The sequence below is a fragment of the Acidovorax sp. LjRoot38 genome, assembly GCF_964252975.1.
Lineage (GTDB): Bacteria > Pseudomonadota > Gammaproteobacteria > Burkholderiales > Burkholderiaceae_C > Acidovorax > Acidovorax facilis.
In genome coordinates, this window is the sequence record NZ_CAXUPT020000005.1 from 308,433 (window position 1) to 323,752 (window position 15,320).

Genomic DNA, 15,320 nt, shown 5'->3' on the forward strand with positions numbered 1-15,320 from the left:
CACAATCTCTCCATGACCGCACTTTTTGAAGCTCTGCACCTGCGCAAACGTTATGGCGAGACCACCGTGGTGGACGACGTGTCCTTCGCGATTGCTCCCGGCGAATGCCTGGGCGTCATCGGCCCCAACGGTGCTGGAAAGACCACCACCATTCGCATGTGCCTGGGCCTGGCGTCACCGGATGGCGGCGAAGTGCATTTCACCTCCAAGCCCGGCACCGCACCGCTGCACATGCCCCGCGATGCGCTGGCCATCAAGGCGCAGCTGGGTGTGGTCACGCAGTTTGACACGCTCGACCCGGACTTCACCTGCGCCGAAAACCTGCGCGTGTTCGGCCGCTACTTTGGGCTGAAGGGCGCAGTGATGGACGAGCGTGTACCCCAGTTGCTGGAGTTCGCAGCCCTCACCCACAAGGCCGACGCCAAGCCGGGCGAGCTGTCGGGCGGCATGAAGCGGCGCCTGTCGCTGGCGCGCGCCCTGGTCAACAACCCGCGCCTGCTGCTGCTGGACGAGCCCACCACCGGCCTGGACCCGCAAGCCCGCCACCTGATGTGGGAACGCCTGCAACTGCTGCTGCAGCAAGGCAAGTCGATCCTGCTGACCACCCACTTCATGGACGAGGCCGAGCGCCTGTGCTCGCGCCTGCTGGTGCTGGACCACGGCCGCAAGATTGCGGAAGGCCGCCCGCGCGAGCTAATCGCCCAGCACCTGGAGCCGGATGTGGTGGAGGTGTTCGGCGTGGGGGCCGTCCAGATGGCCGAAGACGCCGCGCTGCGTGCCCTGGCCGCGCGCGTGGAGATCAGCGGCGAGACGGTGTTTTTCTACACACAGAACGCGCAGCCGCTGCTGCAGGCGCTGGGGCAGCATGGCCACCTGCGCACGCTGCACCGGCCTGCGAATCTGGAAGATTTGTTCCTCAAGCTCACGGGGCGGCAGATCCGGGAATAGGGCCGGCGGGAGGGCCCGCCACCCGGCCCTGCCACCAGTTTTCAAGGTCTTGTGGCGCGCAAGGCTGGGAAAAGAGGTAACCCTGCAGTTCGTCGCAGCCCAGCCGGGCCAGCCACTGGGCTTGGTGGTCGGTTTCCACGCCCTCGGCCACCGTGCGCAGGCCCAGCCTTTGCGCCAGGGCCACGATGGCGTCCACCAGCATTTCGCCCCGGTCGTTGCTCCCCAGGTCGTTGACGAAAGAGCGGTCGATTTTGAGCTTGCGCACCGGAAACCGCTTGAGCTGGCTGAGTGACGAATAGCCGGTGCCGAAGTCGTCGATGGCCAGCTGCACACCCAGCGCGGTGAGGCGCTGCATGGTCTGCAGGGCCTCCTCCACGGGCTCCATGATCGAGCTTTCAGTGATTTCCAATTGCAGCAACCGGGGTGGGCATCCGGTGCTTTGCAAGGCGCGGGCCACCACCTGGTCCAGCTCAGGCTCCTGGAACTGACGGGCCGAGAGGTTCACCGCCACCGGGATCTCCCCCCACCCGGCATCCAGCCACCGCCGTGCCTGCGCGCAGGCCTCGTTCAGCACCCATTCGCCCAGTGGCACGATCAGCCCCGTTTCTTCCGCAATGCCGATGAACTGCAGCGGAGACACCAGCCCACGCTCCGGGTCCGCCCACCGCACCAGCGCCTCCACCGACGACAAGCGCCCCGTCCGCGCATCCATGATGGGCTGATAGTGCAGGCGCAGCCCGTCGTGCTCGATGGCATGGCGCAGGCCCGCCTCCACCCGCAGGCGCTCCGTCAACACCTCCGTCATGTGCGGGCTGAAGAAAGCCAGTCGATTCCCACCCAGGTCCTTGGCGTCGTACATGGCCACGTCTGCATTGCGCAACAACAGGTCGCCAGAGTCCCCATCCTGCGGGAAGACCGCAATGCCCAGGCTGGTGCCCAGCAACCAGCTGGACGTGCCGGTCTCCACAGGCAGGGTCAGCGCCCGCACAATGCGCCGCGCCATGGGCTCCACCACCGCCGGGTCCAGCAGGTCGGGCAGCACCACCACAAACTCATCCCCTCCCGGGCGGGCCACTACATCGCCAGGGCGTACACAACCCTGCAACCTGGCCGCCACCTCCTTGAGCAAGGCATCGCCCCGGGCATGGCCCAGGCTGTCGTTCACCCCTTTGAACCGGTCCAGGTCCATGGCCAGAACGGCCACGCAGTGGCCCTGCTCCCGCGCCCGGTCCAACGCCGCGTCCAGCCGCTCCGTGAGGCTGTAGCGGTTGGCCAAGTCGGTCAGGGGGTCTCGCCGCGCCTGGCGCTCCAGCGTCTCCGTGTGCAGCGCGATGGACTGCTGCTGGCGCAGCAGGGACTCCGCCATCCGGTCCAGTGCCCGGGCCACCTGCCCCAGCTCTCCCGGTGGATAGGGTGTACCAATGGGTTCGGCGTAGTTGCCAGCATCCATGCGGCCAATGGCACGTATGGCGCGCATGGCATGGCGCCGCACCGCAAATTCCACCAACAGAAAAGCAGCAACAAACACGATGACCGCCAGTGCCAGCACCCCCAGCAGTGCGCGCCGGAACTGGCGCTCCACCGGGCCACGCAGGTCGTCCTCGGGCACGGCCAAGGCCAGACGCAGATCCGAGCCCTGTGCGCGCGGCAACTGGGCGCGCACCCAGACGCGCCGCACGCCATCGGCCCCCTCCATCACGACATGCCCTTCGACCGCTTGCAACATGAAAGTGCGTTCGGCGTCCCCCAGGGTCAGCGGCGCCACCTCCGGCCGGCGGAAGTCCATGACCACCGAACCGTCGGCATTCCATACCTGCAGATGCATACGCTCATAGCGCTGTGCATGCACCGTGGCCTGCCCGTAGTCCTGCATGTCGAGCGAGGCCAGCAGGATGAAGCGCAACGCGCCTCCCGCATCGCGCACCGGGTAGGCCACCTGCAGCACCCCCTTGCCCGTCAGGCGGCCTATGACCGCTTCCAGCACCGGCCCGGAGGCTGTCAGCGCACGCTGAAAGTAACTGCGGTCCCGCAGGTCCAGGGTACGGCCACTGCGCAGCGAATCACAGAACAGGGAACCATCGGGCTGAATGGTGAGGATGCCGGTGTACTGGGGATGTTCCTTGAGGACATCTGCCAGGAAATCAGAGCAGGCGCCCTTGTCGCCCGCTGCCAGCAGGGGTACGCGCCCAAGGCCAAACAAGAGTTGCCCGGTACCAGCGATCTTGTCGTCCAGGTCGCTGGCAATGATGCCTGCCCGGGCCACCAGCCGGTCGCGCGCCTGTCCGGTGGTGGCCACCCGGAACTCCAGCAGCAGCCACACCAGGGCCGGCACAGGCAACAAAGAGGCTGCCAGCACCAGCCACAGGATCCGCGCACTCAGGCTCACAGGGGTTCTCCTTCACAGAAGCGCCGTCGTCGCACCGGCCCGCCGCAACTGCGGCCGCAGGCTATCAGGCCACGCGGGGCCTGACCTTGCTGGCCGCCAGCTTGGCGTTCGCACGCGCCGTGTCCACATTCTGAGCCCGAGCCAGCGCCACGCCCATACGGCGCTTCACAAAACTCTCGGGCTTGCCGAACAGGCGCAGATCGGTGCCCGGCACGCGCAGGGCTTCTTCCACACCATCGAACACGATGCCCTGGGCTTCCACGCCGCCGTAGATGACGGCGCTGGCGCCGGGATTGCGCAGGCTGGTGTCCACGGGCAGGCCCAGGATGGCGCGGGCGTGCAGCTCGAACTCGCTCTGGTGCTGGGTGCACAGCGTGACCAGGCCCGTGTCGTGCGGGCGGGGGCTCACTTCGCTGAACCAGACCTCCTGGCCCTTGACGAACAGCTCCACGCCAAACAATCCCTGGCCGCCCAGGTTGTCGGTCACGGCCTTGGCGATTTGGCGCGACTTTTCGAGCGCGGCCGGGTGCATGGGGTGGGGCTGCCAGCTTTCCACATAATCGCCACTCACCTGCACATGGCCGATGGGGTCGCAGAAACTGGTGGTGATTTGGCCGTCCGCGCCCACCGCACGCACGGTGAGCTGGGTGATTTCGTAGTCAAAGTCGATGAAGCCCTCGACGATCACGCGGCCGTGGCTCACCCGGCCACCGGCCATGGCGTAGTCCCAGGCCTTCTTCACGTCGTCTGGGCCGTCGATCTTGCTCTGGCCCTTGCCCGAGCTGCTCATCACGGGCTTGACGATGCAGGGGTAGCCGATACCTGCGTCAATCGCAGCCTGCAGTTCTTCCAGCGAATTGCAGAACTTGTAGGGGCTGGTGGGCAGGCCCAGCGTTTCGGCGGCCAGCACGCGGATGCCTTCACGGTCCATGGTCAGGCGCGCTGCGCGGGCCGTAGGGATCACGCGCACGGTGCCCGCGGCTTCCAGCTCTTCGAGCATGGGGGTGGCGATGGCTTCGATCTCGGGCACCACCAGGTGGGGCCGTTCGGCTTCGATCAGCGCCTTGAGCTGGGCCGGGTCGCTCATGGTGATGGTGCGCGCGTGGTGGGCCACCTGCTGGCCGGGGGCGTTGTCGTAGCGGTCCACGGCAATGGTTTCCACCCCCAGGCGCTGCAGCGCGATCAGCACCTCCTTGCCCAGCTCGCCCGAGCCCAGCAGCATGACTTTGGTGGCATGGGGGGACAGAGGGGTTCCGAGGGTGGTCATGGTGGGGGCTTTCGAGAAGGTGAAAAAGTCGGTAAATGGCGGGACGCAGGCGACTTTAATGCACCCGGGCGCAGAACTTGCAATCGCCCTGACATGCCCCCACCGCCCATGCCCTCCCCTTCCAGCACGGCCCGCTCGCACAGCCCCACCGACTGGCACGCGCAGGAGCTGCTGCTAATGCGCGAAGTGATGCGCCTCATCGGCCGCAGCCTGGCGCCCGGCCTGGTGCTGCGCGAGATGCTGCACCTGATGAGCGAACTGCTGGGCCTGAACCGGGGGCGCATCGTGCTGGTGGACAACGCCCCGTCCTCCCCAGCCGGCGCGCCGCGCACCGCCTCCATCCAGCACGCCTACGGCCTCACCCAGGCCGAGGTGCAGCGCGGGCGGTACGCCTGGGGCGAGGGCATCACAGGCCGCGTGCTGGCCACGGGGCAGCCGGCCATCGTGCAGGACATCGATGCCGAGCCGCTGTTCCTGGGCCGCGTGGTGGCGCGCCACCAGCTGCCGCCCGAGACAGTGGCCTTCATCGCCCTGCCGATCGAGGTCAACAACGCGCCCATCGGCGTGCTGGCCTGCCACCGCATCCGCAGCCGCCAGCGCCACCTGAACGACGACCTGGCCGTGCTGCGCGTGCTGGCCACGCTGGTGGGGCAGCTGCTGCAGCTCGAAGCCCTGGTGGCCGACCAGACGCGGCAGCTGGAGGCGCGCAATGCCGTGCTGGCCAACGCGCTCAACACCAAAAGCGCGCGCTACGGGCTCATAGGCAGCTCGCCACCGCTGCTGCAGGCCTTGAGCGAGCTGGAGCGCGTGTCGCAAACCCAGGCCACCGTGCTGCTGCTGGGCCAGTCGGGCACGGGCAAGGAGCTGTTCGCACGCGCCGTGCACCTGGCCAGCGGGCGGCGCGACCGGCCCTTCATCAAGGTCAACTGCTCGGCCATTCCGGACGCGCTGTTCGAATCCGAACTGTTTGGCTATGAAAAAGGCGCGTTCACCGGCGCCAGCACAGCCCGCGCGGGCTGGTTCGAGCAGGCCGACAGCGGCACCATCTTTCTGGATGAGATTGGCGAGCTGCCGCTGGCCCTGCAGTCCAAGCTGCTGCGCACGCTGCAGGAGGGCACGCTGGTGCGCCTGGGTGGGCAGCGCGAGGTCAAAGTCAATGTGCGCCTGGTGGCAGCCACCAACCGCGACCTGGCACAGGAGGTGGAGACCGGAAACTTCCGGCAGGATCTGTACTACCGCCTGAACGTGATCCCCATCCGCCTGCCCTCGCTGGCCGAGCGGCGCGAGGACATCCGCGCGCTGGCGCTGCACTTTGTGAGCCGCGCCAATCAGGCGCACCAGCGCAACGTGAACCTCTCGCCCGACGCGCTGGCGCGGCTGGAAGAACACCCCTGGCCCGGCAACATCCGCGAGCTGGGCAATGTGATCGAACGCCTGGTGCTGCTGACCAATGACACGCTGGTAACGCGTGGCGAGCTGGACCGGTTTCTGCCCGCCGCGGCTGTGGTTTTGCCACCCGCACCGGCGCCCGTTCAGCAGATTCAGGCCGAGATGCCGTCTACCCCTATCGCCGCAGCACCGCTGGTGCGCGACTACGCCTCGGCCCAGTCCCACAGCGTTCAGGTGCTGCAGGCCGCGCTGGTCGAACACCACGGCAACCAGTCGCGCGCGGCGCAGAGCCTGGGGTTGACGCTCCGGCAGTTCGCTTACCGGCTGCGCAAAGCAGGCTTGAAGTGACGCCCAACACTGTGTCAACAATTTGTAGACACAGTGTTCAGCGTCCGCGTTGGACAGGCTGCGCTCTGGTGATAGTCGGCACAAAATACTATCAAATCAATAGCTGCCAGCGCTTTACCAATCAGCGCTAGCAGCCTATTTCATTCAAATTTCTTTGCATTCCCAAGCTCTGGCACACCTGTTGCGATAAGGAAGGCAGGCATCCCGCCCACCACCGCACCGAAAGGTTTTCCATGAGCACCGTGACCGCCACCGCCTCCGACGCCGTCCTCATCTCACCCACCCAGCTGTTGGCCCTGCAAGCCGCAGAACCTGTGGTGCTGATCGACACCCGCGACGCCGACACCTATGCCCTGGGGCACATCCCCGGCGCGGTGAACCTGCGCGAAACCTTCACGTACCTGGCCACCTCCACGCCCCAAGGCCTGCAGGAGCTGAAAGACACCTTCGCCGCGCACCTGGGCGCCATCGGCCTGTCGGGCGCCGAGACGGCCGTGTTCTATGAAGATGCGCTCAACAGCGGCTACGGCCAGTCGTGCCGGGGCTACTACCTGCTGACCTGGCTGGGCTACCCCAAGGTCAAGGTATTGAACGGCGGCTACTCGGCCTGGAAGGCGGCAGAGCTGCCCGTCTCCACCGAGGCCGTGGTGCCCACGCCCGCCATCTTCCCCACCCAGCTGGCCACCACCGATGTGATGCTGACCAAGGAGGATGTGATCGAGGCCCTGGGCACCGACACCGTGCTGCTGGACGTGCGCGATGTGGACGAGTGGATTGGCGACAGCTCCAGCCCTTATGGCAAGGACTTTGCGCCACGCAAGGGCCGCCTGCCGGGCGCCAAGTGGCTGGAGTGGTACCGCTTCATGAAGCCCTCGCCCCAGGGTCCGGTGTTCAAGTCGCCCGACGAAGTGCGCGCCGAATGCGCCACGGCGGGCATCAGCCCGGCGGACACGGTGTACCTGTATTGCTTCAAGGGCGCACGCGCGTCCAACACCTTCCTGGCGCTCAAGCAGGCGGGCTTTGCCGATGTGCGCATGTACTTCGGCTCGTGGAACGAATGGTCGCGCGACGACAAGTTGCCGATCGAAAGCGGGCTGCCGCTGGTCAAGTTCCCCAAAAAGCCTGCGCTGGCGCTGGCGGCCTGATCACATCCGTTTTTGCAGCAGGCGCAGCCCGCTGCAAGGCATCCCTTTCATTTTTCCACTCCCACAATTCTCCAAGGAACACCATGTCCACCGATCTGCTGGAACCCTCTGCCCCCGTCACCACCGTGCACACACACCTGCGCCCCATCGACCGCGACGGCCTGATGGCCTTTGCCGACAAGGGCCGCAACAACCCTGCGAGCCGGGGCACCAACAAGGTCCACACGGTGATGGAGGGCCAGTACCGCTCGCTGAGCTATGTGGGCAACCATGCGCCGGTGGTGGTGGACGAGCCCCTGCACCTGTTCGGGCAGGACACGGCACCCGCTCCCGGCGAGATCGTGCTGTCGGGCCTGGGCGGCTGCCTGGCTGTGGGCATCACGGCCGTGGCCACCTGGAAGCAGGTCAAGCTCAGCAAGATCGAGGTCTTCATGGAAGGCGACATCGGTAACCCCGCCGCCTGGGGTGCGGGTGGCGCACTGCAGAAGACGCCGCCCGAGATGGGCTTTCAGGCGATCCGCGTGAAGGTGCTGGTGGAGGGCGACGCGCCGCGCGAGGTGCTGGACGAGATCGTGCAGCACGCCAACTTCTACTCGCCCGTGGCTAACAGCATGCGCAACCCCATCCCCTTCGAGATCAGCCTCGCGGACTAAATAGCCCCGCAACCGAGCCCGCCCTGCGCACCCAAGGAGCCCCATGAACCCCGCCGACCTCCCTCCCCAACTCCACCTGGACGGCGCCCTGCGGGGCGATGCGCTGCTGGCCGCCGTGCGCCAGATTGCGCAGGGCCCGCTGGCCGCGCAGGTGGAGGCGATTGACCGCACCGGCTACTACCCCTGCGCCGAGCTGCAGCAGCTGGCCGCCGTGGGCGCGATGAGCGCGCACCTGGACAGCACGGCCGGCCCGGCCGACTACGGCCTGGCCATCCGCGCCATGGCCGAGGCCTCGCGCGTGTGCGGCGCCACGGGCTTCATGATGTGGTGCCAGGCGGTGTGTGGGCTGTACCTGCAGCAGTCGGGCAACCCCGCGCTGATGGGCGATGTGCTGCAGCGCCACGCCAGCGGCGCAGGCATGGGCGGCACGGCGTTGTCCAACCCCATGAAGAGCTATGCGCAGATCGAAAGCCTGCTGCTCAAGGCCACGCCAGTGGAGGGGGGCTACCTCATCAACGGCACCCTGCCCTGGGTGAGCAACCTGGGGCCCGACCACTACTGCGGCGCGATTGCGGCGGTGGTGGAGGCCGACGGTGCGGCCAACCAGCGCGAGGTGATGTTCCTGCTGCGCTGCGACGCACCGGGCGTGGAGATGCGCGAATGCCCCAGCTTCTCCGCCATGGAGGGCACGGGCACCTATGCACTGCGGCTCAAGGACCATTTCATCGGCACGGCCGACACCATGGCCGACCCTACCCGGCCTTTCATCGCCCGCATCCGCGCTGCGTTCGTGATGCTGCAATGTGGCATGGCCGTGGGCATCACCCAGGGCGCCATCGACTCGATGTGGGCGGTGGAGGCCCAACTGGGCCACGTCAACCAGTTCCTGGAAGACCGGCCCGATGCCCTGCAGGCCGAGCTGGATGCACTGACTGCACGCGTCATGCAACTGGCCCAGACTCCGTTCGACACAAGCACCGATTTCTTCATCGACGTGCTGGACGCCCGTGCCCATGGCGCGGAGCTGTGCCTGCGCGCCGCCCAGTCGGCCCTGATGCACCAGGGTGCGCGCGGCTACCTGATGAGCTCGGACGTGCAGCGGCGCGTGCGCGAGTCGCACTTTGTGGCCATCGTCACGCCCGCCATCAAGCACCTGCGCAAGGAGATCGCCCGGCTCAGCACCGAGGAGATGCCTGCATGACGCCCGCCCTCCCCACCGCCACCACGCCGTCGGTTACCTCCGAGTTCGTGTTGAGCGCGGCATCGCAGGCGCTGTGCGATGCGTTTGCCGACGCGGCCACCCAGGCGCCCTGGCAAAGCTACATCTGCAACGCCTGCGGCTACGTCTACCACGAGGCCGACGGCGACCCCGATGGCGGCCTGCCGCCCGGCACGCGGCTGGCGGACATACCCGACGACTGGGCCTGCCCGCTGTGTGGAGTGACCAAGGCCGATTTTTCGCCGTACGAAGCCCCCACGCTGGAGGCGCTGCGGGCGCAGGCCAGCGCAGCGCCAGCCGCCTCCCTGCGCGTGCGTGGCGAGCCGGGCGTGCTCATCGTCGGCGCGGGCCGTGCAGGCTGGCAACTGGCTGAAACCCTGCGCCAACACAGCGCCACGCTGCCCATCACCCTGGTGACGGCCTGCGCGGGCGACCGGTACGACAAGCCTTTGCTGTCGGTGGCCATGGCGCGCCAGCTGGACCCGCTGGCCCTGGTGTCCGAAACCGGTCGCGATGCGGCGCACCGCCTGGGCGTCACCCTGCTGGCCCACACCCATGCCGTGCGCATCTGCGCCGACACCCGCCAATTGCGCACCACGCGGGGCGTGCTGCGCTACGGCCACCTGGTGCTGGCCCACGGTGCGCAGGCCGCCTTGCCTCCGTGCTTGCCCGCCAGGCTGTGCTGGCGCATCAACCACCTGGACGCCTACCAGCGCCTGCGCCAGCACCTGGGCGACCAGCCCAAGGACGTGCTCATCATCGGCGCGGGCCTGGTCGGCAGTGAGCTGGCCAACGACCTGGCCCTGGGCGGCCACCACATCACGCTGCTGGACACGGCCACCGAGCCGCTGGCGCGCTGGCACGACCAGCAGGCGGGCCCGCAGCTGCTGGACGCCTGGAAAGACCTGTCCATCCGCTTTGAAGGCGGTCTGCAGGTGGAGCAGGTGGAACGCGTGGGCTCGCGCTACCGCGTCTCCACCACCAGCGGGCGGCGTTTTGCGGCGGACGAAGTGGTGGTGGCTGCAGGCCTGCTGCCCCCCCACCGCCTGGCGCAGAGTGCAGGGCTTGACTGGACCCATGGCATTGCGGTGGACGCAGGCACGCTGCAAACCAGCGTATCCCGCATCCATGCACTGGGCGATTGCATCAGCATCGACGGGCAGTGCAGCCGCTACATCGAACCGATTGCCCGGCAGGCGCGCACGCTGGCGGCCGCCATCCTGGGTCAACCGGTGGCCCCCTATGAGCACCGGGCGGCCGTGGTGCGGGTCAAGACCACCACCCGGCCGCTGACCCTGCATTGAGGCAGCCTCGGGCCCGGGCGGCAATCTTGACCGGGCTGGCATCGGCAAAAAATTTTTGGCATCCACTGCATCCAAACGGCGTTTTCGTGGGTAGTACCTACAGCAGCGCATCTTGTTGCTGCTGTCCTATCAACCCACAGACCAGAGAGAAACGCCATGACCATCCACACGTCCCCCATCTCCCGCCTGCTCCCCCTGACGGGCGCCATTGCCGCCGCCGTGCTGCTGAGCGCCTGCGGTTCGATGATGTCGTCGTCCTCCAAATCCATGTATTCGCAGGACAGCCTGCCCGACAGCATCAAGGTGCCGGCTGGCAACAAGGTGGCGATGGAAACCGTGGGCGTGGGCGAGATCACCTACGAATGCCGCGACAAGGCCAACATGCCCGGCCAGACCGAATGGGTGTTCGTGGGCCCCAAGGCCGTGCTGAATGACCGCAGCGGCAAACAAGTGGGCACCTACTACGGCCCGCCGGCCACCTGGGAGTCGAGCGATGGGTCCAAGCTGACAGCCACCCAGCTGGCCGTGGCGCCATCGGGCACGGGCAACCTGCCCTACCAGCTCGTCAAGGCCAACCCCGCCATGGGTTCGGGCGCCATGACCGGCGTGACCTTCATCCAGCGCGTGGCCTTGAAGGGTGGCGTGGCACCCGCTGCTGCCTGCACCACCGCTAACAAGGGCGAGCGCCAGATCGTGAAGTACCAGGCCGACTACATCTTCTGGAAGGCCGCGTAAACCACGCACACGCAATCCCCTGCCCAGCGGGGGCTACCGCCAGGCGGTGGCGGGTTTGCGGCTACGATGCGCCCACTCTTTAGCCGCGGCCCCGCTGCCTGCACACCGTGCCCGACACCCCTGGCGATTTTGACTACGAAGCCGCTCTGGCCGCCTGCGCAGCGGGCGACCGGCAGGCCATGCACCGCCTGTACCAACAGGAGGGCGCGCGGCTACTGGGCGTCGCGCTGCGCATCGTGCGCCAGCGGGCCCTGGCCGAGGACATCGTGCACGATGCCTGCGTGAACATCTGGACCCGCGCCGCCAGCTATGACCCGCGCCGGGGCAGCGCACGCGGCTGGATCTACAGCGTGGTGCGCAACCTGGCCCTGAACGCCGTTCGCGACGCGGGCCGCCACGTTGATGTGGACGACACCACCACCCAAGCCCTGGAGGCCGACATGTCTGTGCAGGCCCACCATGAGGTCGAGGAAACCTTTGCGCTGAACGCCAGCCTGGGCCGCCTGCAGCATTGCCTGGAGGCCCTGGACCCCGCGCGCCGCAACTGCGTGCTGCACGCCTATGTGGACGGCTGCTCGCACGGAGAAATTGCGGAGCGCCTCGGCGCGCCGCTGGGCACCGTCAAGGCGTGGATCCGGCGCAGCCTGGTTTCGCTGCGGGAGTGCATGGCATGACCGACGTGCGCAACACACCGTCCACCCCCTCGCCGGAAGACCTGAGCGTGCTGGCCGGCGAGTACGTGCTGGGCACCCTGCCCGCTGCCGAACGCCAGGGTGTGCAGCAACGCCTGCCTGGTGACAAGGCACTGCAACAGGCGGTTGCCGAATGGGAAGCCCGCCTGCTGCCGCTGACCCAGCTGGCAGAGCCCATCGCGCCGCCCGCTGTCTTGTGGGCGCGCATCGACCAGTCGCTGCGAGCGGCGAGCCCTCAACAGACTGCGACACCCGTTGCACCGCCCCGCGCAGAAACAAAACGCAAACCGTCCGTGCGCTGGTGGGACCACCTGGGCCTGTGGCGGGCCCTCGCCGGCTCGGGCTTTGCCATGGCGGCGGTGCTCGCGGCAGTGCTCGTCACCCGCACCGCCCCAGTGGCCGCGCCGCCGCAGTTCATGGTGGTGCTGGTCGCGCCGCATGACAAGGCCCCGGGCTGGGTGGTGCAGGCCAGCTCGCCCCGGCAGATCAGCCTGATTCCGCTGGGTATGGCCGAAGTACCGGCCGACAAGGCCCTGGAGTTCTGGACCAAGGCCGACGGCTGGAGCGGCCCCGTATCGCTGGGCCTGGTGCAGCCCGGTCAGCCGCTCCAGATCCCGCTGGACAAGCTGCCGCCGCTGCAGCCCAACCAGTTGTTCGAGCTGACGCTGGAACCGCCCACGGGCTCGCCGATTGGCAAGCCCACGGGGCCCATCCAGTTCATCGGTCGCGCCGTCAAGGTGCTCTGACCGTCTTGGTTACCCCACTCGGTGCAATGCATAGGCCCACGCCGGTGTAACGAGCACGGCCTATACCAGCGACCGCCGCGCAAGGGCCGCCAAGCCGCACAGGCGGCGCTTCGCTGGCGGGCGCTGGCGGTGTCCCCCTTCCCGAATTGCGCAGCAATTCGAGAGAAAGGGGGAAGGCGCGAAGCGACTCAGGGGGTTAGTACTGTTTATACGGCAGGAACTTGCCGGACAGGACCACATTCACGCGGTCGCCATTGGGATTGGCCTCGCGCTGGATGTCCATGCTGAAGTCGATGGCGCTCATGATGCCGTCGCCAAACTCTTCGTGGATCAGCTCCTTGATGGTGGTGCCGTACACACTCACCACCTCGTACCAGCGGTAGATCAGCGGATCGGTGGGCACGGGCGTGGGCAGCGAGCCCTTGTAGGGCACCACCTGCAGCCACTTCTGCTCTTCGGCGGTGAGGCCGAAGATCTTGCCGACGATCTTGGCCTGCTCGGGCGTGGCCGTCATCTGGCCCAGGCACAGGGCCGTGGTCCATTCCTTGGACTGGCCGACCTTCTTGGCAATGGCCTCCCATTGCAGGCCCTTGGCGACCTTGGTGCTGATGATCTTTTCGGTAACGTCGTAGCGGTTCATGGTGATGGCTCCTTCGGTTGGATGGGTTTTGGAACAGGGAACAGGAACTTCAGGGTGCAGCACTCCCTGCCACCCCAAGGGGCAACACGACAGTGCTGGGTTATTCAGGAAATCAGTGGGCTTTGGCTCGGGTGACGAGAAAGTCCACGATGTGGTTGCGCAGCGCGTAGTAGCCGTCCAGGTGGTGCAGGCTGGTGCGCGTGCGTTCGCGTGGCAGCGGGTTCACCACCACCTCGGCGATGCCGCCGGAGCGGTAGCCCTCGGGCGTCTCGTTGCCGTTGCTCATGAGCAGGATGCGGTCGGCCAGCAAGATGGCTTCGTCCACATCGTGGGTGATCATGAAAACCGTCTGCTGCGTCTGGCGCACGATGGCCATCAGCTCGTCCTGGATGGTGCCGCGCGTGAGCGCATCCAGTGCGCCAAAGGGTTCATCCAGCAGCAACATCTTGGGCTGGATGGAGAACGCGCGCGCGATGCCCACGCGCTGCTTCATGCCGCCCGAAAGTTGCGATGGCTTCTTGTCGATGGCAGGGCTCAGGCCCACCAGCGCCACGAACTTCTCCACATGCGCATCGACCTGGGCCTTCTTCCAGTCGGGCAAGCGCGACTTCACGGCGAACGCGATGTTCTGGCGCACCGTCAGCCAGGGCATGAGCGCGTGGCTCTGGAACACCACGCCCCGGTCCAGACTGGGGCCGGCCACTTCGCGCCCGTCCATGATGACGGTGCCCGAGGTGGCGGTGTCCAGCCCCGCCAGCACGTTCAGGATGGTGGTCTTGCCGCAGCCCGAGTGGCCGATGATGCAGACGAATTCGCCCTTGTCGAGCGTGAACGACACATCAGCAAACACGGGCTTGGCGGGCACAAAGGCTTTGCTCAGCCGGTCGATCTGGAGGAAGCCTTGGGTCACGGCAGAGGCCTTTCGTTGCGGGGCGTCAGTGGCAAGAGGGGCTGGAACAGCCGGGCGCTGGGCGACATCACTCCACATAGGTCACCACCTTCTGCAGCTGGCCGAAGGCCAGGTCGAGCAACATGCCCACCACGCCAATCACCAGGATGGCAAAGATCACGTTGGTGAGCGACAGGTTGTTCCACTCGTTCCACACGAAGTAGCCAATCCCCGTGCCGCCCACCAGCATCTCGGCCGCCACGATCACCAGCCAGGCGATGCCCATGCTGATGCGCATGCCCGTGAGGATGGTGGGCGCTGCGGCGGGCAAGATCACCAGGAAGGCCTTGCGCAGCGGGTTGACCTGCAGCGTGGCCGACACGTTGAGCCACTCGCGCTTGACCGATGCCACGCCAAACGCCGTGTTCACCAGCATGGGCCACACCGAACAAATGAAGATCACGAAGATGCCCGAGATGGATGAGTCCTTGATGGTGTAGAGCGCGAGCGGCATCCACGCCAGCGGGCTGATGGGCTTGAGCACCTGGATGAACGGGTCGAACGCACGGCGCAGCAGCGGCGACATGCCGATGACGAAACCGAGCGGTATCGCCACCAAGCAGGCCAGGCCGAACCCTAGCGCGACCCGGCCCAGCGAATGCGCGAGCTGGATGGCGATGCCCTTGTCGTTGGGGCCGTTGTCATAGAACGGGTTGGACACGTGCCCCCACACGGTACGGCCCATCTCTGCCAGTGAGGGGAAGCCGCTGCCCTTGGCGCTGGCGCCTGGGTCCTTGCCCATCATCTTGGCGTACTCGATCTGCTCGGCGGTCATGCCGGCCGTGCTGTTGCCCGCGCCCGAAGAAGCGGTGGCGATGTACCAGATCCCCAGCAGGGCCAGGAAGATGAGCACGGACAACAGGCCCGCGCGCAGGTTGAGGTTCTTGGCGGGAGTCATG

At 67.0% G+C, this 15,320-nt stretch carries 14 protein-coding genes; 9 read left to right on the top strand and 5 right to left on the bottom strand.

What is annotated here, in order from left to right; translation table 11 throughout:
* Positions 1–12 precede the first annotated feature (12 nt).
* Positions 13–948 carry an ATP-binding cassette domain-containing protein gene (locus ACSQ22_RS11500; protein WP_218298944.1) on the top strand — a complete coding sequence of 312 codons (936 nt, stop codon included), beginning with the start codon at positions 13–15 and terminating at the stop codon, positions 946–948.
* Here the strand turns inward: ACSQ22_RS11500 and ACSQ22_RS11505 are convergent.
* The gene (locus ACSQ22_RS11505) at positions 923–3,334 is read right to left on the bottom strand and encodes a putative bifunctional diguanylate cyclase/phosphodiesterase (protein ID WP_436130360.1); all 2,412 of its coding nucleotides are present in this window, start codon (positions 3,332–3,334) and stop codon (positions 923–925) included. The two genes, ACSQ22_RS11500 and ACSQ22_RS11505, sit on opposite strands and share 26 nt — an antisense overlap.
* 64 nt (positions 3,335–3,398) lie before the next feature.
* The gene (gene purT / locus ACSQ22_RS11510) at positions 3,399–4,601 is read right to left on the bottom strand and encodes a formate-dependent phosphoribosylglycinamide formyltransferase (protein ID WP_436078308.1); all 1,203 of its coding nucleotides are present in this window, start codon (positions 4,599–4,601) and stop codon (positions 3,399–3,401) included.
* A gap of 108 nt (positions 4,602–4,709) precedes the next feature.
* On the opposite strand from purT, the gene ACSQ22_RS11515 reads away from it, so the two are divergent.
* From ACSQ22_RS11515 to ACSQ22_RS11550, 8 genes are all read left to right on the top strand, one after another.
* A complete protein-coding gene (locus ACSQ22_RS11515) occupies positions 4,710–6,338 on the top strand; it encodes a sigma-54 interaction domain-containing protein (RefSeq protein ID WP_436130361.1) in 1,629 nt (542 codons plus the stop codon).
* Positions 6,339–6,571: 233 nt separating this feature from the next.
* A complete protein-coding gene (locus tag ACSQ22_RS11520) occupies positions 6,572–7,483 on the top strand; it encodes a sulfurtransferase (RefSeq protein ID WP_056745584.1) in 912 nt (303 codons plus the stop codon).
* Positions 7,484–7,566: 83 nt separating this feature from the next.
* Positions 7,567–8,136, top strand: a complete 570-nt coding sequence (locus ACSQ22_RS11525; protein ID WP_008905298.1) for an OsmC family protein — start codon at positions 7,567–7,569, stop codon at positions 8,134–8,136.
* A 43-nt stretch (positions 8,137–8,179) separates the two neighbouring features.
* A complete protein-coding gene (locus ACSQ22_RS11530) occupies positions 8,180–9,337 on the top strand; it encodes an acyl-CoA dehydrogenase family protein (RefSeq protein WP_436130362.1) in 1,158 nt (385 codons plus the stop codon).
* Positions 9,334–10,659 (top strand): FAD-dependent oxidoreductase, encoded by a 1,326-nt coding sequence (locus ACSQ22_RS11535; RefSeq protein WP_436130363.1) that lies wholly within the window; start codon positions 9,334–9,336, stop codon positions 10,657–10,659. Before ACSQ22_RS11530 ends, ACSQ22_RS11535 begins: the two co-directional genes overlap by 4 nt.
* 156 nt (positions 10,660–10,815) lie before the next feature.
* Entirely contained in the window at positions 10,816–11,394 is a 579-nt protein-coding gene (locus tag ACSQ22_RS11540; RefSeq protein WP_055396334.1) for a DUF3455 domain-containing protein, read from the top strand.
* A 107-nt stretch (positions 11,395–11,501) separates the two neighbouring features.
* Entirely contained in the window at positions 11,502–12,068 is a 567-nt protein-coding gene (locus ACSQ22_RS11545; protein ID WP_055396332.1) for a sigma-70 family RNA polymerase sigma factor, read from the top strand.
* On the top strand, positions 12,065–12,832 hold the full coding sequence (locus ACSQ22_RS11550) for an anti-sigma factor (RefSeq protein ID WP_055396331.1): 768 nt from the start codon (positions 12,065–12,067) through the stop codon (positions 12,830–12,832). Before ACSQ22_RS11545 ends, ACSQ22_RS11550 begins: the two co-directional genes overlap by 4 nt.
* A 196-nt stretch (positions 12,833–13,028) precedes the next feature.
* Here ACSQ22_RS11550 and cynS read toward each other — a convergent pair whose 3' ends face one another.
* The 3 genes from cynS to ntrB form a co-directional block, all read right to left on the bottom strand.
* A complete protein-coding gene (gene cynS, locus ACSQ22_RS11555) occupies positions 13,029–13,472 on the bottom strand; it encodes a cyanase (protein WP_055396329.1) in 444 nt (147 codons plus the stop codon).
* 112 nt (positions 13,473–13,584) lie between these two features.
* Positions 13,585–14,460, bottom strand: a complete 876-nt coding sequence (locus ACSQ22_RS11560; protein ID WP_436130364.1) for an ABC transporter ATP-binding protein — start codon at positions 14,458–14,460, stop codon at positions 13,585–13,587.
* Positions 14,450–15,319 (bottom strand): nitrate ABC transporter permease, encoded by an 870-nt coding sequence (ntrB, locus tag ACSQ22_RS11565; RefSeq protein ID WP_099731375.1) that lies wholly within the window; start codon positions 15,317–15,319, stop codon positions 14,450–14,452. Before ntrB ends, ACSQ22_RS11560 begins: the two co-directional genes overlap by 11 nt.
* Position 15,320 lies beyond the last annotated feature (1 nt).